The organism is Bacillus sp. FSL K6-0994 (assembly GCF_038630815.1).
Lineage (GTDB): Bacteria > Bacillota > Bacilli > Bacillales > Bacillaceae > Bacillus > Bacillus safensis.
In genome coordinates, this window is record NZ_CP152043.1 from 2,229,943 (window position 1) to 2,252,668 (window position 22,726).

The window sequence follows — 22,726 nt, forward strand, 5'->3', positions numbered from 1 at the left end:
CTGAGCGAGCACCGAAGCGGAACAAACACGAGGATTTGTCTACACGCTGAAGCCGATACATTTAATGTATCGGCTTTTTTAATGGAGCAAGCTGCCCTTCTTTCATGAGGAAATGGTAAAGTGCCCCCTTCATGCCTGCCTGATTCAAGTAGCAGCAAGTTTCCAGCTTCACCTGAATGTTCTTCCATGCATGCAGTGTATGTAAATGTTTTTCAATGTTTTGTAATAAATCTGGTCTTGCACTTACGCCTCCGCCAATGAGGATTTTCTCCGGGTTAAGAACAGTCGCTACATTGTAAACGCCAATGGCTATTCGCTTGTACCATTGATCCACCAGCTTCTCAATGGCCGGATCATGCTTCGCCTTTTCAAAAATTTCTTGACCGTCTATTTGAGTACTTTGCGGTATTCCTTGCTTTTCTTTATAGCTCCGAATTAATCCAGCCGTTGAAGCGCTGCTGTTAAGAGTTGTAAACTGGCCATTTTCTGTCTCTGTCAGCATCATGCCGAATTCACCACCGCGGAATGATGCACCGCGCACAAGCTGACCATTAGCAAAAATACCCCCGCCGACACCAGTGCCAATTGTCATACAAATAAAGCTGTCACAATCTTTCGCATGACCGCTGTATTTTTCTGCGAGAGCTGCACAGTTCGCATCATTTTCCACTTCTACACGAAGAGACGTTTTCTCTTCTAAAAGTGCTTTTACATTTTGACCATTTAAGGCGATGATGGCACCTGCAAATTCTGTATAACCTGAATCACTGTCCACAAAGCCTGGTAGACTGATGGCGATACCGCTGACATTCGTCATCCTTTGATATTCCTTGACCACATCTGCCATGGCTTCTAAAAACGGTTCAAGCTGCCGGCAGTTCGTCTGATAGTCACCGCTAGAGACCAGCTTTCCATCCTGATCCATTAATCCATGTTTCGTTCTCGTCCCGCCTACATCAAACACGACATAATAGGCCACACTTTTACCCCTCCCTTTACTTCAAAATGTAGTACCTTGATCTCATTTTAATGAAACAGCCTCCCTTTGTAAAACGTTTTCAAAAGAGAAAACAAAAAAGCCAGCTCCATGGCTGGCTTCCTCATGAGTGAACTTCCTTCGGTTCGCAGGAAGGACACATTCCATATATTTCAAACTTATGTCCGCTAATATGATAATCCTCTAAATCGGCGTCGAGCTTGTCCATAGGGCAGGCATCAATCTCTTTTGTTTTCCCGCATGTAAGACAAATAAAGTGATGGTGATGATGGGAAAATGAACATTTAAAACGGAATAGTTTCTCCCCTGACAATTCTGTTGTTTCTAATATTCCAAGGTCTTCATATAGTGACAAATTTCGATAAATCGTATCAAAGCTGAGACCAGGGTAGTCTTCACTTAGTGCCGTCAGCACATTTTTAGCCGTCAAGTATTTATCAGAATCAGAAAACAATTGAAGCATGTCTTCACGTTTGCTTGTATATTTGTAGCCTTTTTCCTTTAATAAATCAAGCGCTTCTTGTACGTTCATGTTGATTCCCCCTTCTGAATTTCCCAATACTAATACACCCGATTAAAATCAAGATAGACAGCATCACAATGGTTCCGCCTGGCGCTAAATCAAGATAATAGCTTAAAATCAATCCGGCCAATACAGACAATTCACCAAATAAGATCGAAAGGAAAATTGCCTGTTTGAATCCTTTGGCAATGCGGATACTTGCCGCAACAGGAAGCGTCATGAGCGCCGACACAAGCAGTGTACCGACGATACGCATCGATGCCGCAATGACAAGTGCAACGACTAAGATAAAAATAAAATGAATCCATTTTGCTGAAATACCAGAAGCCTTTGCATGCTCTTCATCAAAAGAAAGCAGAAACAATTCTTTATATAAAAGCACAACAACTAACACAACAACGAGTGAGATCCCTACAATAATCCAAAGATCAAGTCTTGAAACCGCACTGACACTTCCGAATAAATAACTAAACAAATCTGTATTAAAGCCATTCGCTAGTGAAATGAAGATGACGGAGATCCCAATACCCCCTGATAAAATAATAGGAATGGCAAGCTCCTGATAATGCTTATACACTGAGCGCAGGCGTTCAATAAACAATGAACCCGCAACAGAAAAAGCCATCCCTAAGTAGAGCGGGCTTACCCCTGTCAAAAGGCCAAACTTTTTATCAAGAAATAGACTTGCGGCAATACCGGCAAGTGATACGTGACTGAGGGCATCTGCAATAAGCGAGAGCCTTCTTACGACAATAAATACACCAAGTAAGGGCGCAATAAAACCAATCAGTATACCTGCGATAAACGCATTTTGTAAAAATTCATAATGAAAAAATGGAAATAGCATTATTCATGTCCCCCATGATGGTGATGGTCGTGATGAATCACTTGAATGTCATGCCCGTAAAATTGCGATAGCGCCTGATCATCCATTGAATCAAACGCTTCTGCATCCCCGTGGAAATGCAGTGTCTGATTTAAACAAGCCACATGGGTGACTTTATCAGAAACGGTGCCAACGTCGTGTGTGACGAGAATTAAAGACATTCCTTTTTCTTTGTTCAATGTTTCGAGCAGCTGATAAAAGCCTTCTACTGTCCGCTGGTCTACTCCAACCGTGGGCTCATCCAAAATGAGCAGCTTCGGCTGGCTGACAAGCGCACGGGCAATAAATGCACGCTGCTGCTGTCCGCCAGAAAGCTCACCGATGTTTTGATGCTTTAAATCTTGTATGCCAACTGAGCGAATGGCATCTTCTACTTGCCATTTATCCTGCTTGCTCATTCGTTTAAACAAACCAATTTTCGCGGTCAGTCCGCTTGCGACGACCTCATATACAGAAGCAGGGAAACCCGTATTAAAGCTATTCGCCTTTTGAGAAACAAATCCAATTTGATCCCAGTCTCTAAATTTTGAAACAGGCGTGCCAAATAGCTTTAATTCACCTTGCTGCGGTTTAATGAGCCCAAGCAGGCATTTTAATAAGGTTGTTTTACCAGAACCATTCGGTCCAACAAGTGCTAGAAAGTTTCCTTCCTCTACTGTTAAATGAATGTGATCAATGACATTTCGCTGTCCATACGAGTACGAAATGTCCTTCATTTCAATAATTGGCTTTGCCATGAATCTTTCCACCTTTAATCAATATAAAAAGAATGATTACGATTTATACAACAAAAAGAAAATGGCTTTTGCCATTTTCTCTGTCCATACATACATTTCATTATATAAAAGAAAGATAAAAAAGTAAAATAAAAGCTAATGAATGGCTGTTTTGAACTTACCGCCTTTTGTTTCATGCGTATCCATAATCGTGATAAATGCTTGATCATCAATTTCAAAAACAATGGATTTCAGCTTTGTAATTTCAAGCCTTGTGACAACGGCGTAGATGACATCTTTTTCTTCATCTGTATAGCCGCCTTTTCCTCTCAGCTTTGTCGTTCCCCTGCCGAGTCGATGCAGAATCGCATCTGAAATTTCATCATAATAGTCTGATACGATAATCACAGCTTTTGTTTCATCAAGCCCTTGAATAACAGCATCAATTGTTTTCATTGCCAAATAATATGTCATGACAGAATACATAGCCTGCTCTGGTCCGAAAACAAAGCCTGCCCAAATAAAAATGAACACATTGACGATCATGACAAACTCACCGACGGAGAAAGGAATTTTTTTCGTCAGAAGAATTCCCAAGATCTCTGTTCCATCCATTGAACCTCCATTACGGATGACAAGTCCAACACCAAATCCAAGTAATAGCCCTCCAAATACAGTGGCTAAGATCGGCTGTGTTGTAAATGCCTCCACATGATGAAGTGAAGATTCAATCACGGCTAAGCTGACAATCCCAATCACAGTGGAAATCAGAAAGGTTTTCCCAATATGCTTGTATCCTGATATCATAAATGGAATATTTAAAATGACAACAATCGTCGCAAAATTTATAAACGGGTTATCTGTAAAGAGATAATCCAAAATAAGCGAAATGCCGATGATGCCTCCATCAATAATATTGTTTGGCACTAAAAATAATTCAATGCTGACTGCTGCACATGCAGCTCCTACTAGAATCAGAAAAATTCTCAAAATAAAATGAGGCACTGATTCCTTTCTATGCTGTTTACTATTTGCCATACGTTCTCCCTTCTACACATGTTAAATTTTCAATGAACATTTTATTCACTTTACTATTTTATCATTTCACAGAATAAAATAAAATTTTTTGCACATTTTCCGTTTTCGCCCATACATTGTTACAGAGGGGAGGAATGGAATTGATTTTAATTCAAAAAATTGTCCTGCAGCGGCTCAATCAGATCACAGCAAACGATCTGTTAAGGTATGCGAAACAGTACGGCGTCAGTTTAACGTCTCATCAAGCTGCTGAGGTTGCCAAACTCATGAACGGGAAAAACATCAATATTTTTAATGACTCAGAGCGTAACCGGCTTCTTAAGCAAGTGGAAGCGATTACTTCTAAACAGACAGCACAGACTGTGAATGATTTGTTTAACCAGTTTACAAGTTAAGCAAAAAAGGGCCGCATTTAGCGGCACCTCAACATGTTGCATCCTTTTTTACTGACCCGTAATTTTATCTAGTAAGCCTTCATCAAATTGCTTTTCTTTCAGCATCGCAATTTCGAATTTGTAAGGTGGTTTTTTGTTCTTTTTATCTTCACCTACATAAGGCGTTTCTAGAATTTTCGGCACATCTTGAAGCTGCGGATGATGCACAATATAGCTCAGTGCATCGAAACCAATTTCACCAAAACCGATATTTTCATGTCGGTCTTTTCTTGCGCCTTGTACGTTTTTACTGTCATTAATATGAAGAACTTTGATTCGGTCAATACCGACGATTCGGTCAAATTCTTCTAATACACCATCAAAGTCACTCACAATCGGGTAACCAGCATCATGCGTGTGACACGTATCAAAGCAGACAGAAAGAGCTTCGTTATGTGTCACTCCGTCGATAATTTGGGCAAGCTCTTCAAAGCTTCTTCCGCACTCTGATCCTTTTCCTGCCATTGTTTCAAGTGCAATTTGAACCTCTTGACCTTTTACAATGACTTCGTTTAAACCTTCAATGATTTTTTGAATCCCTGCTTCTGCCCCTGCTCCGACATGCGCACCAGGGTGGAGAACAATTTGTCTTGCTCCCAGCGCTTTTGTACGCTCAATCTCAGATCGAAGAAAGTCTACACCAAGCTCAAATGTCGCTGGATTCACTGTATTTCCAATATTGATAATATACGGAGCATGCACGACGATATCCGTCATGCCATGCTCTTTCATATGCGCTTGTCCAGCTTCAATATTCAGGTCTTCAATTTTTTTGCGGCGCGTATTTTGCGGTGCACCTGTATAAATCATAAACGTATTCGAACCATAAGAGGCAGCTTCCTCACTCGCTGCAAGAAGCATATGTTTTCCGCTCATGGATACATGTGAACCAATCTTTAACAATGTTTCCCCCTACTTTCCATTACGCTTTGACTTTCTACGTTCCTGTCTTTTGATTTTATCCATCTCACGTGTCATTTTCTTTTTATATCCAGGTTTGACGGCTTTCGGTTTTCTCACAAGACGTTTTGCTTTTTCTTCAATTTCATTCGGGGCTTTTTTACGTCTTTGACGCTTCAGACGGTCATCTGCATCCCGCCATTCGCCATGAACAATGGTTTTGTTTTCAAACACAACGCCCATTTTTTCAATTTGAATGAGTGCATCCTCATCAGCCAGCTCATAAATGGTCATGGCAATTCCAGATGAACCCGCACGAGCTGTTCTTCCAACACGGTGCACATAAAAATCAAGATCAGATGGAAGTTCATAGTTAATCACGTGGCTGACGCCTTTAATGTCAATCCCGCGTGCTGCAAGATCAGATGCCACAATATAAGTGAACTCCAAATCTTCAATTTGTTTCATGACTTTTTTACGTTCGCGCGGCGTTAATCCGCCATGGAGCACACCGATTTTCATTCCTTTTTCTTGTAAGAATGCTGCGATTTCATCAACAGTTGTTTTTGTATTGGCAAAAATGATTCCTAAATAAGGCTGTACATTCGTCACCATTTCATGGAGCAATTTTAATTTATCACGCTGTTTAGACGGAACTAAAATATGCTGAATGTTTTCTGCTGTAATCCGTTTTGGTTCAACATGCGCATACTTTGGATTGTCCATATATTTTTTCAGGAAAGGCTTTAGTTTTTCTGGAATGGTTGCAGAGAACACAAGCATTTGCAGCTGTTCTGGCATTTGTGCACCAATACGGTCCACATCTTCTAAAAATCCCATATCCAGCATTAAATCAGCTTCATCAATAACAAGAGAGGTCGCTTTATAAACATTCAGCGCCTGCTCATGAATGAGGTCAGCAATACGTCCAGGTGTACCGACCACCAAATGCGGCTGGTTTTTTAGCTTTTGAATTGATTTCTGCTTGTCCGTTCCGCCAATGTAAAGCTTTGCTTTGATCTCTTCTTCTGGAGAAGCATTCTTTAAAATCGTTTGAGCTTCTTTGAAAATTTGATTGGCTAATTCTCTTGTAGGTGCAGTAATCACTACTTGTACCTGTTCTTTGCTTGGATCAATTGAATGAATCAGCGGCAGTAAGTAGGCATGAGTTTTTCCTGTTCCGGTTTGTGACTGGCCAATCACGCTTTCTCCTTTTAAAACAGCAGGGATGATTCTTTTTTGAATATCAGTCGGCTCATAAAAGCCTAGTTCATGAATAGCATCTATAATAAAAGGCTTTAATTCATATGTCGTAAATTTCGTTTCTTTCATGTTTTCACTCCTTAAGGCAATGCCTTTTTGCTCATCTCCTCATTATAGCTGATTTTCAGTAAAAAAACCATGTCCGCTTTTCCTACAGGAAACCAATTGGTGCTTCCTTGCATAACCTATGAAGAGAAAGAGAATGCAGTAAGGGAGGTACAAGTATGTTAGGGCAAAGGCCTATGGGCGATTTTCAGCCGCGCCGTCCCTCACGCCGGCACCTTGGAAATGGCGGACAGCCCGGAATGTTTCAAAGAGGGCAGCAGCCTCCTATCCAGCAGCCTTTTCAAGGGCAGGGCAATCCATTTCAGCAAATGATGCCTCGCTCCCCGTCTGTACAGGGAGGCGGTTTACCCGGGATGGGCGGTATTCCAGGAGGTGAGAGCCGTGCACTAGGCGGCGGAGCAGGAATTAAAGGCATGCTCTCTAAATTTCTTCCTGGCGCAGGAGGAGCTGGAGTCTCTGGAGGTGGTGCGGGATTACAAGGAATCCAGAGCTTCACAAATCCTGCAACCCTCTCAAGCATGTTAGGAAATGTTCAAAAAGTGCTCGGGATGGCGCAGCAATTTACGCCAATGATTCAGCAATACGGTCCTTTAGTAAGAAATTTGCCTGCGATGATTAAACTGTACAGCCAGCTTGGCAGTGCGGATGATGATGAAGAAAGTGCAAATGATGCTGATGCAGAATCAGCGGAGACCAGCGCGGAAACAGAAGTGCCCGAGGAAGAAGCACAAACTGACGAAATAGAAAAAAATAAAGAACCAGAAGACATCCTCGTCAAAAAAACAGCACCACACACATCACCTGCTCCTCAAGCAAAACCGAAAAAAAGATCTGGCAGCTCTGTTCCAAAACTATATGTCTAGTGATCTTTTAACGGCGAAGTGTTCACTGCGTATAACAATCTTTGATATATACGCTTACTTTGGCTATAATGGAAGCAAGAGAATGATAAAAAGCCGTTTTTTACGGCTTTTTATATTGTTCTTCTCTAGCAGCACTTCCCTACAGGAGGACGAATAAATGAATGTAATTAAAATATCGCCGCGTGGCTATTGCTATGGCGTTGTGGATGCAATGGTCATTGCTAAAAATGCCGCACTTGATAAGAACTTGCCACGCCCAATTTATATATTAGGTATGATTGTGCACAACAAACATGTCACTGATGCCTTCGAGGAAGATGGAATTTACACACTGGACGGACCAAACCGCTTAGACATTTTAAAGCAGGTTGAAAGCGGAACAGTCATTTTCACGGCTCACGGCGTTTCTCCTGAGGTTCGTCAAATCGCAGAAGAAAAAGGCCTTGTCACCATTGATGCGACCTGTCCAGATGTAACGAAAACTCACGAACTCATTTCAGAGAAAACAGCCGATGGCTATGACATTATTTATATTGGGAAAAAGGGTCATCCTGAGCCAGAAGGAGCTGTCGGAGTAGCCCCTGACAAGGTACACCTTGTCGAAACAGAAGCTGACATTGAGGCACTCGATTTAACATCAGAAAAACTGCTTATCACGAACCAAACGACGATGTCGCAATGGGATGTCCACGACCTGATGGAGCTGATTAAAGAGAAATACCCTCACGTCGAGTATCATCAAGAAATTTGCCTTGCGACACAGGTGCGTCAGGAAGCAGTATCGCAGCAAGCTGGCCAAGCCGATTTAACCATTGTTGTCGGCGATCCAAAAAGTAATAACTCTAACCGTCTCGCACAAGTGTCAATGGAGATTGCCGGAACGCAGGCTTACCGTATTGGCGACTTAAGTGAACTTAAGCTGGAATGGCTGCAGGGCGTCAAAACCGTTGCCGTTACTGCTGGTGCTTCAACACCAACACCTATTACAAAGGAAGTCATTCGTTTCTTAGAAAACTATGAACCAGATGATGAAACAACTTGGAAGATTGAACGAACCGTTCCTCTTTCTAAAATTTTACCTCGCGTCAAAACAAAGAAATAAGAAAACGTCAGAGCATATCCGCTCTGACGTTTTTTGTTTACATAAATTGAAATGGGTTTGTGTTTGATTCAGAAACAAAGAGCTGTACGTTATATTTTTTATCCGCACATAGCGATTGAAGCTTCGCCTTTACGCCCTCTTTCATAATTTTTTCAGCATAATGCCCCGGGTCCACAACGTTCAGCCCTAGCATCATGGCATCGTGCGCAACATGGAAATAAAGGTCTCCTGTTACATACACATCTGCACCCATTCTTTTCGCTTGATGGATGTATTTATTTCCGTCTCCCCCAAGCACCGCCACTTTTTTCACAACAGCGTCTTGATCTCCTACAAAACGAGCACCATTCACATCTAGCTTCGTTTTCACAAATTGTGTGAAATCTCTCAGTGTCATTGGCTCATTTAGCTCTCCAATACGGCCAAGACCTTTTTGAATAGGAGGAAGATCTGTCCTGTGTACACTATAGGCGACTTCTTCATAAGGATGTGCTTTGATCATTTCGCGAATCACTTGTTTTTCTATACTTGCTGGGAAAATGGTTTCAATCCGCACTTCTTTCACAAATTCTAATTGACCCGACTCACCAATAAACGGCTCAGCTTCTTCTGATGGCAGAAAGCTGCCTGTCCCTTCATTTGAAAACGCACAATGGCTGTAGTTGCCGATATGGCCGGCGCCCGCATTTCCTAAAGCTGTCCGGATGGCCTCTTCAAATTCCTCTGGGACATACAGAGCAAGCTGTTTGATTGGATCTTCGTATGTCGGCACTAACACTCTTGTTTCTTCAAGCTCTAAGGCCTCAGCAAGCAGGTCATTGACTCCGCCATCAGCTACGTCTAAATTCGTATGTGCCACATATACCGCAATATCATGTTTGATGCATTTTTCAATGATACGTCCAGTCGGCTGATCCGTCGCTACATGTTTTAATGGACGGAAAATCGGCGGATGGTGGGCAATAATAAGATCCACTTTTCGCTCGATCGCCTCATCTACTACATTCTCTAATACATCTAGGGTGATCATCACATTGGTTACTTTTTTATTTAAAGTCCCAATCTGAAGACCAATTTTATCCCCTTCCATGGCGTATGCCTTTGGTGAAAATTGTTCAAACAATTGGATGATTTCATGCCCGTTTACTGTTTTAGCCAACAGTCAAAACCTCCTTTAGCATCTTTATTTTCGCATTCAGCTCTTCAAGGCGTTCTTTATTTTCTTCTGTCCGCGCTGCCTGCTGAATTTGACTTTCTATCTTCTCCATATGCTGAAGCTCTTGCATCCACTTGCGCCGGAAGACGTCATTTTGCTCTTTCGCAAGGAACGGACCAACCAGCATGCCTGCTTCAAGTGACATTCCTTCATAAGCTTTATCTTTATCGCCTTTTTCTGCGATGATGATTTCGTATATTTTGCCGTCCTCTTCTAAGATGACTTCATCTAACAAATCATACCCCTCTTGATAAAGCCATAAACGAATATGATGGGCATGGATATTCGGCTGAAGAATGAGCCTCTCATGGCCTGCGAGCTTATGCCTTCCTTCATTTAGAATGCTTGCGATGAGCGCCCCGCCCATACCTGCAATCGTCACTGCATTCACTTCGCCTTTTTCAATGACTTCAAGGCCATTTCCTTTTCTGACCGAAATTTCTTCATCTAATTCAAGTCTATGTACTTGCTGCTGCACCGATTGAAGCGGTCCATCGGTAATTTCACCAGCAATGGCTTTCACTGCTTTTTGATGCAGGATCGCATAGCATGGCAAATAAGCATGATCTGAGCCGATATCAGCGAAGACTGCCTCATCTGGTAAAAAGTCTGCGACTTTTTTTAATCGTTTCGATAAATTCATTTCATTCATACGTATCACTACTTTTCTTTAATGTTCATACTTGTCTATCTTATATAAATTATGGACTTTTTAAAAGTCGTTTTCAAATGAAAAAAGCTCTTCTTTTGAAAAAGAGCTTTTTGTGTAAGATTATTTAATTTTAGACACCCATTCCGCCATTTCATCGAGCTTTTCATTCGGAATCAGCCCGCCTGGCATCCCGTTGCCGCCTTCTTGGATTTTCTTCTTGATGTCAGCTACTTCAAGCTTGTCTCCAACACCTTTTAATGCAGGACCTGCGCCGCCTTCATAGTTTTCCCCGTGACAGCTTAGACAGTTCTGCTTATACAATTCTTCCGGCGTTGCATTTGCTGTCTCTTCTTGCTTTTGCTCTTTGCCCCCAGAGGCAATTTTTTCTTCATCTTTCAGCCCCTTCATTGATAAGAAAAAAGTGAGTCCAATACCTAAAATGGCAATCAATAAAAATGGTATAAGTGGATTCCGTTTCATTTCTTTCATCCTCCCCTTTGTGAAAACCCCTTTAAGACTATGCAAACAATTCTAATTCTACTTTAATTTTACAAAAAGTAAACGAATTATGATACAAAACTTTGGTCAAGTTCACAGATTAGACAAAAATGATTCAAGATGAGAAATGAAGCCTTCAGCACATTTAGATGTATTTTTTATACATCTTTTCTCTAAGAACGTTGCAAATTCATTTGTTATTCAGTAAAATATAATCAGATTGAAAAAAGCGTTTTCATTTTTGATAAGAAAGAACGGATCTCTTTCAAGATCCGTCCGGTTTCTACTCTAAGAAGTCTTTTAATCGTTTACTTCTGCTTGGGTGTCTTAATTTACGAAGAGCTTTCGCTTCAATTTGTCTGATACGCTCTCTTGTTACGCCGAACACCTTTCCAACCTCTTCTAACGTGCGAGTTCTTCCGTCGTCTAGTCCGAAACGTAGTCTCAGCACATTTTCTTCACGGTCCGTCAGCGTGTCTAATACATCTTCAAGCTGCTCTTTTAAGAGTTCGTACGCAGCGTGGTCAGATGGAGATGTCGCCTCTTGGTCTTCGATAAAATCACCAAGATGCGAGTCATCTTCTTCACCAATAGGTGTTTCTAAAGATACAGGCTCTTGCGCAATTTTAAGAATCTCTCTTACCTTTTCTGGAGTTAAATCCATGTCTTCAGCAATTTCCTCAGGCGTTGGTTCTCTGCCTAGGTCTTGCAGAAGCTGTCTTTGAACACGGATCAATTTATTAATCGTTTCTACCATATGAACCGGAATCCGGATTGTTCTCGCCTGATCGGCAATCGCACGTGTGATCGCCTGTCTAATCCACCAAGTCGCATATGTTGAGAATTTATATCCTTTGCGGTAATCAAACTTCTCAACCGCCTTCATCAGACCCATGTTTCCTTCTTGAATCAAGTCAAGGAACAGCATACCACGACCGACATAGCGTTTCGCAATGCTGACAACGAGACGAAGGTTCGCTTCCGCTAATCTTCTTTTTGATTCCTCATCGCCCTCTTCGATCTTTTGAGCATACGTAATTTCTTCTTTAGCAGATAACAAATTGACGCGTCCGATTTCTTTTAAGTACATACGAACAGGATCATTGATTTTGACACCTGGTGGTACGCTTAAATCATTCAGGTCAAATTCTTCTTCTGCTTTAGCCAGCTGCTGAACATTTGGGTCTTCTGTCTCTTCGTTTTCACTAATGAGCTCTACACCCTGTTCGCCTAAGTATTCATAGTATTCATCCATTTGGTCTGATTCAATTTCAAAGCTAGACATACGCTCTGCAATTTCTTCGTATGTTAAAACGCCCCGTTTTTTACCCGTTTCAGTGAGCTTATCTCTCACCTGTTCAAAGGTTAATTCAGTTTCGGTTTCGTGGGCTTGTTTATCAGCCATTATGGATCCCTCCTTCCAAAGCTTGCAACGAATTCTAAAGTAACTTGCGATTTACTTCCGCCCTGCTTTTCTCTCTCTATCAAACAGATGACGAAGCAAATAGGAAATAAAATAAATAATGATGAAGGCAAGATGCTTGCGGTCTTATGCTCCTCCCGTAAAGGATTCATTGCCAGCCGTAAGTCCTGTCATTAATAATAGACGTATTACTTCAGCGAACGGTTCAACTGAATAATTTCTTTTGCAAGTGTTGCCGCTTTGAAGAAATCTTTTTGCCTCTCCGCTTCTGCACGTTCTAGTTCTTTTTCCTTTATCATTGACAAATTCCGATGATTCAACACTTTTTTTACATAATCACTTAATTCAGCTTCACTTAGTTCGTCTCCGACTTGAATCATCAATATATCCGTCAACAGCTGATTCATGACATCATCTTCTATACGGTTCATCAGGTGCTGCGGCGTTGGTTCTTTGCCTTCTTCATACAAGGCATAAATGTACGTTGCCAGCGCCCTGTGCGAATCTATATTAAATTCAATCCCGATTCTGTCAAGTACTTTGCGGATCACGTCATCGCTTTTTAACATATGAGCAAGCAGCATTCGCTCTGCATTTTCATATGCCGGCCGCAGACGCTTTCTTCTCACTTGTGTTGACAGATGTGCACGCCGTTTTTCAAGCCCGTTTTCTTCCTGCGTGCTTTTGGTTTCTTGCCGCTGCTGTTTTTCAAACAGCTCCAGTTGTTCTTTTAATGAATCAAGTGAGATCGAAAACTCCCCAGCAAGCTGTTTCATGTAAATCTCTTGCTCCAAAGAGCCGTTTAACCGGCTGATTTCTCGGAGAACCTGCTTCATATAAGTAAGACGGTCTCCTTCGTCTGATAAGTTTTTTCCTCTTCGGAAAAAATTCATCTTAAACGTCATTAATGTCACACTTGCATCTATGATGTCATTCCTAAATTTCTCGCCGCCATATTTACGAATGTAATCATCTGGATCAAGTCCATCTGGTATCATGGCAACGCGAACTTTACATCCTCTTTTTCCAAGCAAATCTGATGCTTTCATGGTCGCTTCGTATCCGGCCGTATCAGAGTCATAGCAAAGGATGATCTCTTCTACGTTCCGCCTGAGAAGCTTTACGTGCTCTTCTGTAAGAGACGTACCCATTGTTGCAACACTTTCACCGACACCTGATGTAACAGCTGAGATGACGTCTGCAAATCCTTCAAAAAGAACCGCCCGTTCGCGTTTGCGAATATGCATACGTGCGTCATGAAAGTGATAAAGCAGCTTACTTTTATGAAAAAGCGGCGTTTCAGGACTATTCATATATTTAGGCTGCTGATCACCAAGCGATCTTCCGGAAAAAGCGATGACCGTTCCATGATGATCATGAATGGGAAACATGACACGATCTCTAAAGCGGTCAAAAAAGCCTTTGCCGTTTTCACGTTGAATCAAAAGACCAGCCTTCTCCATCATCACAGGATCAAATCCTCGTTTTTCTAAAAACTTGGTCACGAAATCCCAAGAATCAAGAGCATACCCGATCTCAAACTTGGCAATTGTTTCATCCGTAAAGCCTCTGGACCGTAAATAATCGAGTGCGTTTTGACCTTCCTTTGTATTTACCAGCAAATGGTGGTAAAATTTCTTAAGAAGCTCATGGGCCTCAATCATTTTATGATCTGCAGTGTCCTCTTGCTGAGAGGAACTCATCTGAGCATTCGCTACCTGATCAGGCAGATCAATATGGTACTTATCAGCCACATGTGAAACGGCTTCAATAAATGAGTAGCCTTCCATTTGTCTGAGGAAAGAAAACACATTGCCTCCTGCACCACAGCCGAAACAATGGAAGATTTGCTTATCTGCTGAAACAGAGAATGAAGGAGTATTTTCACCATGGAATGGACAAAGACCGAAGTAATTTCGACCTTGCTTTCTAAGCTGTACGTATTCTCCAATCACTTCGACAATGTCTGCGTTTTTTTGGATCTGCTCCAAAAGTTCATCTGGTATACGTTTGCTCATCCTAATAACACTCCGTCGTACATTATTCGCCTTTTAATTTAAAAATCCTTCATGATTCGACAGGATTTTTTGTAGTTGCGCCATAAATCGCTTCTTATCCTCTTCTAAAAGCTTTTTGGGACCTTTTCCGTATACACCTTTTCTTCGCTGTTTGCTAGAAACATGCCTGCGTTCCAAATCAAAATCAATTGTTTCGTTTGTGTACATTCGTCCTCTTTCAGACAGAACAATGACCTGTCTCGGAAGCAGTAAGGAGGCAAGACCAATATCTTGGGTGACGACAATATCATGTGCGGCAGCTGAGTTTGCAATGACTAAATCCGCTGCTTCCTTATGTGTATCTACAAACCGCCAATCTTCAAGTGGAGATCTTTTGGTTTGAAAATGCTCATATGAAGCAATGAATGTCACTGGTACTTGAAATTGAGATGCGACAGAAAGGATTTCGTCTTTTACAGGACAAGCATCTGCATCGACATAAATCGTCCTCTCTTTTTTACGTTCATTCAGGTGACTAATTCTCCATCCCTCCACCTTATTCCTGCTTTAGAGAAGCAAAAAGACCATACTTTTCCCCCATAAAGCAATCAACAGTAAAACTCATTTTGTCGAAAAGTTATGTTCAGAATCACTTGACTTCTGCCAATATTAGTTTATTCGTTCTTGACTTAACTTAAACCTAAAATCAATCATTTTATCACAATTTTTTATTATAATACAAATGCAGCAAATATGCTATTGTTTTTGTTTACCCGTTTCCCACCATAGGAAAAACCCAGGAGGAGCATCCTGAGTTATTCGGAACCTCTTTTGGTCAGCATTTGATGAATGACATTTGCCGTTTCCTCAACTGCTTTATTCGATACATCAACGACTTGACAGTTAATGCGGTCAACCACTTTTTCAAAATACTCTAGTTCCTCTTTAATCCGCTCAATGTTCGCATAAATAGCGCGATCATTTAAACCAAGAGATTTTAAACGCTCTTTGCGAATATGATTTAGTTTGTCTGGACTAATTTTTAAACCGATACATTTCTTCGGATCAACTGAAAATAACTCTTCTGGCGGATCAACTTCAGGTACAATTGGAACGTTCGCTACCTTCAGCCGCTTATGTGCCAAATATTGAGATAATGGTGTCTTGGACGTGCGTGATACACCAATGAGCACAATATCAGCCTTTAGAATACCTCTTGGGTCTCTGCCGTCATCGTATTTCACAGCGAACTCGATGGCTTCTACCTTTTTAAAATAGTCCTCATCTAATTGACGTACACGACCCGGCTCATGTTTCGCTTCATTTCCATATGCCGTTTCCATTTTATCAATGAGCGGACCGATGATGTCATAATAAACGACACCGTTTGCTTCTGCTTCCTCGATTAAGAATTGGCGCATTTCTGGCACAACAAGAGTAAAGCAGACGATCCCATTATCTGCTTTCGCCAGTGAAATGACTTCTTTAATCGTACCAACATCCTCTACATACGGGATTCTTCTAATATTTGAATGGTCTGATGAGCCGCCATCAAATTGGCTAAGTGCCGCTTTGACCACGAGCTCTGCCGTTTCTCCAACTGAATCTGATACCACAAAAATTACGCGATTACTCATAACATCCCCTCGCAGTCTTCTGTCATTAGATTATTTCGTTCTCCGATAAGCTGACAAGTATTTTCGTCATATTTGTTTTCGTAATTCTTCCGACCACTTCAAAGCCTTTATCCGTATCTTTTATCACAGGAAGTGCATCTATTTGCTTTTCAATCAAGTGCTTCGCCACATCCATAATGAAATCTTCCTTGCGGCAAACGGTGATGTTCGGCATTCTTGTCATAATAATATGGACAGGGATAGATGGAAGCTCCTGTTTCCCTATACTTGCGCGAAGGAGGTCTTTTCTGGATAACACGCCTGTTAAAATAGAGTGATCGTCCACAACGAATAATGTGCCCACATCCTCTAAAAACATCGTACAAATCGCATCATAAACCGAAACATTCTCATGTATTACCACTGGAATGGATTGAAAGTCTTTCACTTGAAGTTTTTTCAGCTTATCTGCGAGAAGCTGCGTGCCTGTTTTTCCTGTGAAAAAGTAGCCGACCCTTGGTCTTGCTTCTAAAAAGCCTGACATTGTTAAAATGGCTAAATCCGGTCTGAGGGTCGCCCTTGTTAAGTTCAGCCGATCGGCGATATGCTCTCCAGTGATCGGACCATTCTCTTTGACAATCTGTAAAATCTGCTCTTGCCGTTTATTTAACTCGATTGTACTCACCACCTTTAAATAGAGAGAGCGAAATCTTTATTTTATGTATATCATTTTCATAACTCATCATATTATAGCGCATCTTTGTCCGAATGAAACAAAAATCCACTCAAAAACCGTGAATTAAATGAGTAAAAAACGATTGCCCTTCAGAAAAGGCAACCGTTCTTAGGTATTTATTTTACAATTAAATTGTTCATATTCGCAAATGATTGAATGACTTTGGCTAGTTTGACCATTTGTGCTAAACGATTTCGCTTCAGTTTTTCATCATCCGCATGAACCATTGTATGATCGAAATAATGAACAATCGGTGTTTTTAACGTATCCAGCGCCTCAAGTGCCAAGCTGTATTGTCCTGCTGCTACATGTTCCTTTACAGCTTTCTCTACTTGCTGATACGCCTCAAACAGCTTTTGCTCATGTTCATTTTCAAACAGTTCAGGCTGAATCTCTGCATCTTCCCCTTTTTTACTGATTGAAATGACGCGCCCCAATGCTTCAGCCGTTTCTTTGAAGCTTTCTTGTTTCACACTCTCTTCAAGAACAGCTGCTTTTTTGACGACTGCATATGGCTCAATATTTTCAACATCCAGCACTGCATCAACAACATCATGGCGGATATGCTCTGCTTGAAGAACATATTTTAAACGATGTGTTAAAAATTCAATCAGAGCAGCTTCATGTTCTGCCTTTACTTGTGCAAGTGCTAGCAGCTCTTTAAATGAAATATTCCAATGACGGTCGAGCAGGATTTGAACGATACCGCTCGCTTGTCTTCTAAGTCCATAAGGGTCTTGAGAACCCGTTGGGATCACATCAATTGAGAAGAATGAACAAATAGAATCAAGCTTATCTGCTACTGCCACAATCGCACCAATCAAAGTGGACGGCGCCTCGTCACCAGCAAAGCGCGGCATATAGTGCTCGTTGATGCTTCTTGCTACTTCTTCATGTTCACCAAGAGCTCTTGCATATTTCTCACCCATGATTCCTTGTAATTCTGGGAATTCATAGACCATTTGAGTCACAAGGTCAAACTTCGAAATACTTGCTGCTCTCGCCACACGTTTAGTGGTTTCGTCATCTGCTCCGACATGCGCCGCTAGACGAGTTGCAATGTCTGTCACTCTCTTCAGCTTGTCGCCGATTGTTCCAAGTTTCTCATGGAATACCACTTTATCAAGCTTTTTAATATTGTCTTCAATCACTAGTTTTTCGTCTTCTTTATAGAAGAATGCAGCATCTGATAAACGCGCACGAAGTACTTTTTCATTCCCTCTTGCGACATTTTCGAGCGCCTCACTGTTTCCATTTCTGACTGTAATAAAGTGCGGCAATAATTCCCCTTGCTCATTTTTCACAGGGAAGTAGCGCTGATGCTCTTTCATTGTCGTCACCAATACTTCTTCCGGCAATGCAAGAAACTCTTCTTCAAAGGAACCAGACAGCACAGTTGGATATTCTACAAGATCGTTCACTTCTTCTAGAAGTTCAGGATCAACAGGAATGACCCAGCCTTTTTCTAAAGATAGCGCATCTAGCTGTTCAGTAATAAATTGTTTTCTTTTCTCTGAGTCTGCAATCACAAATTGATCGCGCAAAGTTTGTTCATAGGAAGCAGGTGTGTCAATGCTGGCTGTCGTTCCAAGGAAACGGTGTCCTCTAGTCTCACGGCCGCTTTTCACCCCAGCAATTTCAACAGGTACAATCTCTTTTCCAAATAAACAAACAATCCATTTAATCGGACGGATATAGCGTAAATCCTCGCTTCCCCATCTCATGTTCTTTGGAAAACTTAATGAAGCGGCGATTTCACCTAACGCTGGCAGAAGGTCTTTGACTTGCTTTCCTTCTTGAAACTTTTGGACATGGACATAATCCACTCCTTTGATCTCTTTGAAATAGAGATCATCTGTTGAAGCACCTTGTCCTCTTGCAAAGCCTTCAGCTGCTTTTGTCCAATTGCCTTCAGCATCTTGGGCAATCTTTTTAGCCGGGCCTTTTGCTTCTTCTTTGATGTCTTCTTGTTTTTCTGCGACACCTTTCACAAGTACAGCAAGACGTCTAGGTGAGTTAAATAAAGCAGTCTCTTCGAATGAAATATTTTGCGTTTCAAACCATGCTTTTACTTTCTCACCCAGCTGCTTTGTGCTCTCTGGCATGAAACGAGCCGGCATCTCTTCTAAGCCGATTTCAAGTAATACATCTTGTTTATTCATGAGAAGCCGCCTCCTCTTTTAGCATAGGGAATCCCAGTTTTTCGCGTTCTTCATAATAGGTTTTGGCTACTTTTCTTGCTAACTGACGCACTCTTCCGATATAACCAGTTCGCTCAGTCACAGAAATAGCACCCTTTGCATCGAGCAGGTTAAACGTATGAGAGCATTTGAGGACATAATCGTATGCCGGGTGAACAAGCCCTTTGTCCATTTGGCTATGTGCTTCTTTCTCATAGGTTGTAAATAGCTCGAACAGCATGTCAGTATTAGATGTTTCAAATGTATAAACAGAGTGCTCGTATTCAGCCATTAAGAATAAATCTCTGACCGTAAATCCGGCTGTCCATTCAAGATCGAAGACATTTTCTTTGTCCTGGATGTAAGAAGCAAGACGTTCAATACCGTATGTGATTTCAACAGAAACGGGCTTACATTCTAAGCCGCCGACTTGTTGGAAATACGTGAACTGCGTAATTTCCATCCCATCAAGCCATACTTCCCAGCCAAGTCCTGCACAGCCAAGAGATGGATTTTCCCAGTTATCTTCCACAAAACGAATATCATGTTTCAGCGGGTCAATGCCAAGTGCCTTCAATGATTCAAGATATAGCTCTTGAATATTGTCAGGTGATGGCTTAATGATCACTTGAAATTGGTGATGCTGATACAATCTATTTGGGTTTTCTCCATATCTGCCATCAGCCGGGCGTCTTGAAGGCTCTACATAAGCTACCTTCCACGGCTCTGGGCCGATGCTTCTGAGGAACGTGTATGGACTCATCGTTCCGGCACCTTTTTCTGTGTCATACGCCTGCATTAATACGCAGCCTTCATTTGACCAATGCTTTTGCAGCGTCAAAATCATGTCTTGAATATTCAATGATCGCACCTCCATCTTTTCTAGACCAACCGCTATGTATGGCGGGTGGGATGAGAACCTTGTAAGAGAACACAAAAACTCCCGTCTCTATGCTCGCAAGGTTCTTGCAAACATAGGGACGAGAGTTTTTCCCGCGGTTCCACCCTATTTGCTGGTGTCGTAGCACCCAGCCGCTTTGTTTTACGTTGCTCAAGAATGCCTTTCGTTACGCCTCCATCCTTAGCTCACACCGCCCTAAGGTCGCTTTTATGGATTTTACGTAAGTACTTCTTTCTGTCAATGCAACATATTTTATCTTAGATGATCTTACAAAAAGTCATGGGAGATGTCAACTTTTGTTTTCCCCGCCCATTAGCTTTTTCATGGATTCCATCTGATTCATGAATTTTTTTGATTTTAAATAGAGGCCGGAATATTCGTCATAGTAGTGATCAAGCACTTGACGAATTTCTTGTTTCGTCTGCTGTTTCACATCAACCTGACCAAGCCTTGATAAATCAAAATAATGAAACAAACGGAGCAGCCTTGCAGCTGCGGGGGATAAGGGCAGTTTATATGGATCTTTCGAAAAACAATTTTGGCAAATGAAGCCGTTATCTCTTATTGAGAAATGGAACTGCCCTTCTTTTTGACCACAGTGCACACATTGATCAAGTTCAGGCTTCATCCCCATCACTGATAACATTTTGACCTCTACGATAAATAAAATAATATCAGCATCTGTACCTTCGTTGAGATGACGCAGAGATTGAAGCAGAAGCTCAAACAAATAAGGGTTTGGCTTTTTTTCTTCTGTCCCTTTATCCATCAATTCCGTCATATATGCGGCATATGCGGTCAGAAATAAGTCTTCCCGAATGGCCCGCATACTTTCAATCATTTCGCCTTGCTGGAGCGTTCCAAGTCCTGTTGATGATTGGATGAGAAAGGTGCCGTATAAAAACGGCTGGCTTATAGCTGACAGGCGGCTGTTTGATTTTTTAGCGCCTCTTGCCATCACGCCAATTTTTCCATGTTCTCTAGTGAGCAGCGTGACAATTTTGTTTGTTTCGCCATAATCTGTTGTTCTAAGGACGATTCCTTCACTTTTAATGAGCATTTGTCTACACTCCGAGCATTGGAGGGGGTCAAGAATTATAAGATTGGAAAATCAAATCGTGCTATCTCTTCTTCAAGTACATCGGGTCTTTCCAGGTTCTCCTTTTCTAACTCTTTGAAAAGCAGATACGTGTCAACGCTTCCTGTTTGTGAAAATACGTTCCATGTAAAATTCAACATAAAAACCCCACCTTTCTTTATTAGAAGCAGCAACGCTACATCCAACATATTAATTTTATCTTGACCAGGCTACCTCCATTTCATGATAAACAATTTTTACTAATCGAACCGCACCATTGTCAGATTTGCTGACAAATGCAGCGATTTTTTAATATTCGTCTTCTCTAAATCCAAAATCACGCAGGTGAGTGGATTTATTACGCCAGTCCTTCTGAACTTTGACCCAAAGCTCTAAATACACTTTTGAGCCTAGAAGTGCTTCAATATCTCTGCGCGCTTTTTGTCCCACTTCTTTTAACAAGCTGCCTCGTTTACCAATGACGATCCCTTTTTGCGAATCACGTTCTACGACAATGGTCGCCGCGACATGGATCTTGCCATTTTCATCTGGCTTAATCGATTCAATCGCAACCGCAATACTGTGCGGAATCTCTTCTCTCGTTAAATGCAGCACTTTTTCACGAATTAATTCAGAAATAATAAACCGTTCTGGATGATCTGTTACTTGATCTGCCGGATAAAATTGAGGGCCCTCTGGAAGATAACCTTCAATCTGCTGAAGAAGCGTGTCGATATTGTTTCCTTCAAGAGCTGAAATTGGCACAATTTCCTTGAATGGGTAACGTGTGCGGTATTCATCAATTAAAAGGAACAGTTCATCTGGATGAATTTGGTCAATTTTATTAACGACTAGGAACACCGGTGTAGATGTTTGCTTTAGTCGTTCAATGATGAATTCATCACCTTTGCCATAGCCTTCCTGTGCGTTAATCATAAACAAGATCAGGTCGACTTCCTTCAGTGTATTTTGAGCCACCCTCATCATAAAATCACCAAGCTTATGCTTAGGTTTATGAATCCCCGGTGTATCGATAAAGATCGTTTGTGATGTGTTTGTTGTCAGAACACCTTGCACTTTGTTTCGCGTCGTTTGGGGCTTATCGCTCATGATGGCGATCTTTTGTCCAATGACACGATTAAGAAAAGTTGATTTCCCTACATTGGGTCTTCCAATAATTGATACAAATCCTGATTTGAAGCTTTCGTTAGTCATTTAAATCCTCCGGTGAAAATGCGCCTGGCAATAGTTCGTTTACTGTTGTTTCGTATATATGTCCTTTTAAGTTCGTTAGAATCACTGGCATATCAGGTGCACATAGCTCTGAAATGACCTGTCTGCATGCGCCGCACGGCGAAACAGGACGGTCTGTATCAGCCACCACTGCTAACATTTGAAAAGATGTAATGCCTTCTGAATAGGCTTTAAAAAGTGCTGTTCTTTCCGCACAATTACACATACCATATGCTGCATTTTCAATGTTGCAGCCGCCATACACTTTTCCATCATTCGACAGTAATGCTGCACCGACTTTGAATTTAGAATAGGGTACATATGCAAAATCTCTTGCTTTGATTGCTTCTGAAATCAACTCTTGTTTGTTCATTCCTAGTTCCCACTTTCAGAAGAAATGGTACCACT

Annotated in this window: 24 protein-coding genes; 3 read left to right on the plus strand and 21 right to left on the minus strand. The window is 41.5% G+C overall.

What is annotated here, in order from left to right:
• Positions 1–61 precede the first annotated feature (61 nt).
• The 5 genes from MHB69_RS11485 to MHB69_RS11505 all read right to left on the minus strand — a co-directional run bounded on the left by MHB69_RS11485 (position 62) and on the right by MHB69_RS11505 (position 4,160).
• Positions 62–979, minus strand: coding sequence for an ROK family protein (locus MHB69_RS11485; RefSeq protein ID WP_342495574.1), 918 nt, complete (start codon positions 977–979; stop codon positions 62–64).
• Positions 980–1,100: 121 nt separating this feature from the next.
• Positions 1,101–1,529 carry a Fur family transcriptional regulator gene (locus tag MHB69_RS11490; RefSeq protein WP_342495575.1) on the minus strand — a complete coding sequence of 143 codons (429 nt, stop codon included), beginning with the start codon at positions 1,527–1,529 and terminating at the stop codon, positions 1,101–1,103.
• A complete protein-coding gene (locus MHB69_RS11495) occupies positions 1,507–2,367 on the minus strand; it encodes a metal ABC transporter permease (protein ID WP_034280150.1) in 861 nt (286 codons plus the stop codon). The genes MHB69_RS11490 and MHB69_RS11495 overlap by 23 nt, the downstream gene beginning before the upstream one ends.
• Entirely contained in the window at positions 2,367–3,143 is a 777-nt protein-coding gene (locus tag MHB69_RS11500) for a metal ABC transporter ATP-binding protein (RefSeq protein ID WP_024423006.1), read from the minus strand. The genes MHB69_RS11495 and MHB69_RS11500 overlap by 1 nt, the downstream gene beginning before the upstream one ends.
• 135 nt (positions 3,144–3,278) lie before the next feature.
• On the minus strand, positions 3,279–4,160 hold the full coding sequence (locus tag MHB69_RS11505; RefSeq protein ID WP_024427967.1) for a YitT family protein: 882 nt from the start codon (positions 4,158–4,160) through the stop codon (positions 3,279–3,281).
• Positions 4,161–4,300: 140 nt separating this feature from the next.
• Here MHB69_RS11505 and MHB69_RS11510 point away from each other — a divergent pair, with 140 nt between their 5' ends.
• Positions 4,301–4,555: a DUF2624 domain-containing protein gene (locus tag MHB69_RS11510; RefSeq protein ID WP_024423008.1), complete on the plus strand. Its 255-nt coding sequence runs from the start codon at positions 4,301–4,303 to the stop codon at positions 4,553–4,555.
• A gap of 48 nt (positions 4,556–4,603) precedes the next feature.
• Here MHB69_RS11510 and MHB69_RS11515 read toward each other — a convergent pair whose 3' ends face one another.
• Both MHB69_RS11515 and MHB69_RS11520 read right to left on the minus strand, forming a co-directional pair.
• Positions 4,604–5,497: a deoxyribonuclease IV gene (locus MHB69_RS11515; RefSeq protein ID WP_041117997.1), complete on the minus strand. Its 894-nt coding sequence runs from the start codon at positions 5,495–5,497 to the stop codon at positions 4,604–4,606.
• A gap of 9 nt (positions 5,498–5,506) precedes the next feature.
• A complete protein-coding gene (locus tag MHB69_RS11520; protein WP_034280145.1) occupies positions 5,507–6,826 on the minus strand; it encodes a DEAD/DEAH box helicase in 1,320 nt (439 codons plus the stop codon).
• 155 nt (positions 6,827–6,981) lie between these two features.
• Between MHB69_RS11520 and vrrA the strand changes: the two genes are divergently transcribed.
• Both vrrA and MHB69_RS11530 read left to right on the plus strand, forming a co-directional pair.
• A complete protein-coding gene (gene vrrA / locus MHB69_RS11525) occupies positions 6,982–7,686 on the plus strand; it encodes a VrrA/YqfQ family protein (protein WP_041117998.1) in 705 nt (234 codons plus the stop codon).
• 157 nt (positions 7,687–7,843) lie between these two features.
• Entirely contained in the window at positions 7,844–8,788 is a 945-nt protein-coding gene (locus tag MHB69_RS11530; RefSeq protein ID WP_034280141.1) for a 4-hydroxy-3-methylbut-2-enyl diphosphate reductase, read from the plus strand.
• A gap of 37 nt (positions 8,789–8,825) precedes the next feature.
• On the opposite strand, the gene MHB69_RS11535 is transcribed toward MHB69_RS11530, so the two are convergent.
• From MHB69_RS11535 to MHB69_RS11600, 14 genes are all read right to left on the minus strand, one after another.
• Entirely contained in the window at positions 8,826–9,947 is a 1,122-nt protein-coding gene (locus MHB69_RS11535) for a Nif3-like dinuclear metal center hexameric protein (protein ID WP_342495576.1), read from the minus strand.
• Positions 9,940–10,656, minus strand: coding sequence for a tRNA (adenine(22)-N(1))-methyltransferase TrmK (locus tag MHB69_RS11540; RefSeq protein WP_342495577.1), 717 nt, complete (start codon positions 10,654–10,656; stop codon positions 9,940–9,942). The genes MHB69_RS11535 and MHB69_RS11540 overlap by 8 nt, the downstream gene beginning before the upstream one ends.
• Positions 10,657–10,776: 120 nt before the next feature.
• Positions 10,777–11,136 (minus strand): cytochrome c550, encoded by a 360-nt coding sequence (gene cccA / locus MHB69_RS11545; RefSeq protein ID WP_034280134.1) that lies wholly within the window; start codon positions 11,134–11,136, stop codon positions 10,777–10,779.
• A 301-nt stretch (positions 11,137–11,437) separates the two neighbouring features.
• Entirely contained in the window at positions 11,438–12,559 is a 1,122-nt protein-coding gene (rpoD, locus tag MHB69_RS11550) for an RNA polymerase sigma factor RpoD (RefSeq protein WP_008342392.1), read from the minus strand.
• A gap of 206 nt (positions 12,560–12,765) precedes the next feature.
• A complete protein-coding gene (gene dnaG, locus MHB69_RS11555; protein WP_268480859.1) occupies positions 12,766–14,595 on the minus strand; it encodes a DNA primase in 1,830 nt (609 codons plus the stop codon).
• A gap of 33 nt (positions 14,596–14,628) precedes the next feature.
• A complete protein-coding gene (locus MHB69_RS11560) occupies positions 14,629–15,129 on the minus strand; it encodes a YaiI/YqxD family protein (RefSeq protein ID WP_024423016.1) in 501 nt (166 codons plus the stop codon).
• Between the two features lie 260 nt (positions 15,130–15,389).
• Positions 15,390–16,211, minus strand: a complete 822-nt coding sequence (locus tag MHB69_RS11565; protein ID WP_008342399.1) for a pyruvate, water dikinase regulatory protein — start codon at positions 16,209–16,211, stop codon at positions 15,390–15,392.
• A gap of 25 nt (positions 16,212–16,236) precedes the next feature.
• Entirely contained in the window at positions 16,237–16,875 is a 639-nt protein-coding gene (locus tag MHB69_RS11570) for a helix-turn-helix transcriptional regulator (RefSeq protein ID WP_024423017.1), read from the minus strand.
• Positions 16,876–17,042: 167 nt separating this feature from the next.
• On the minus strand, positions 17,043–19,088 hold the full coding sequence (glyS, locus tag MHB69_RS11575) for a glycine--tRNA ligase subunit beta (RefSeq protein WP_120208221.1): 2,046 nt from the start codon (positions 19,086–19,088) through the stop codon (positions 17,043–17,045).
• Complete coding sequence (gene glyQ / locus MHB69_RS11580; RefSeq protein ID WP_268480860.1) at positions 19,081–19,968, minus strand: glycine--tRNA ligase subunit alpha; 888 nt, start codon at positions 19,966–19,968, stop codon at positions 19,081–19,083. The genes glyS and glyQ overlap by 8 nt, the downstream gene beginning before the upstream one ends.
• Positions 19,969–20,296: 328 nt before the next feature.
• Positions 20,297–21,067: a DNA repair protein RecO gene (gene recO, locus MHB69_RS11585; protein ID WP_034280128.1), complete on the minus strand. Its 771-nt coding sequence runs from the start codon at positions 21,065–21,067 to the stop codon at positions 20,297–20,299.
• A 35-nt stretch (positions 21,068–21,102) separates the two neighbouring features.
• Positions 21,103–21,246 carry a YqzL family protein gene (locus tag MHB69_RS11590; protein WP_003217288.1) on the minus strand — a complete coding sequence of 48 codons (144 nt, stop codon included), beginning with the start codon at positions 21,244–21,246 and terminating at the stop codon, positions 21,103–21,105.
• A gap of 148 nt (positions 21,247–21,394) precedes the next feature.
• Positions 21,395–22,300, minus strand: a complete 906-nt coding sequence (gene era / locus MHB69_RS11595) for a GTPase Era (protein WP_007501305.1) — start codon at positions 22,298–22,300, stop codon at positions 21,395–21,397.
• Positions 22,293–22,691: a cytidine deaminase gene (locus tag MHB69_RS11600; RefSeq protein WP_008356263.1), complete on the minus strand. Its 399-nt coding sequence runs from the start codon at positions 22,689–22,691 to the stop codon at positions 22,293–22,295. The genes era and MHB69_RS11600 overlap by 8 nt, the downstream gene beginning before the upstream one ends.
• Between the last annotated feature and the right edge of the window lie 35 nt (positions 22,692–22,726).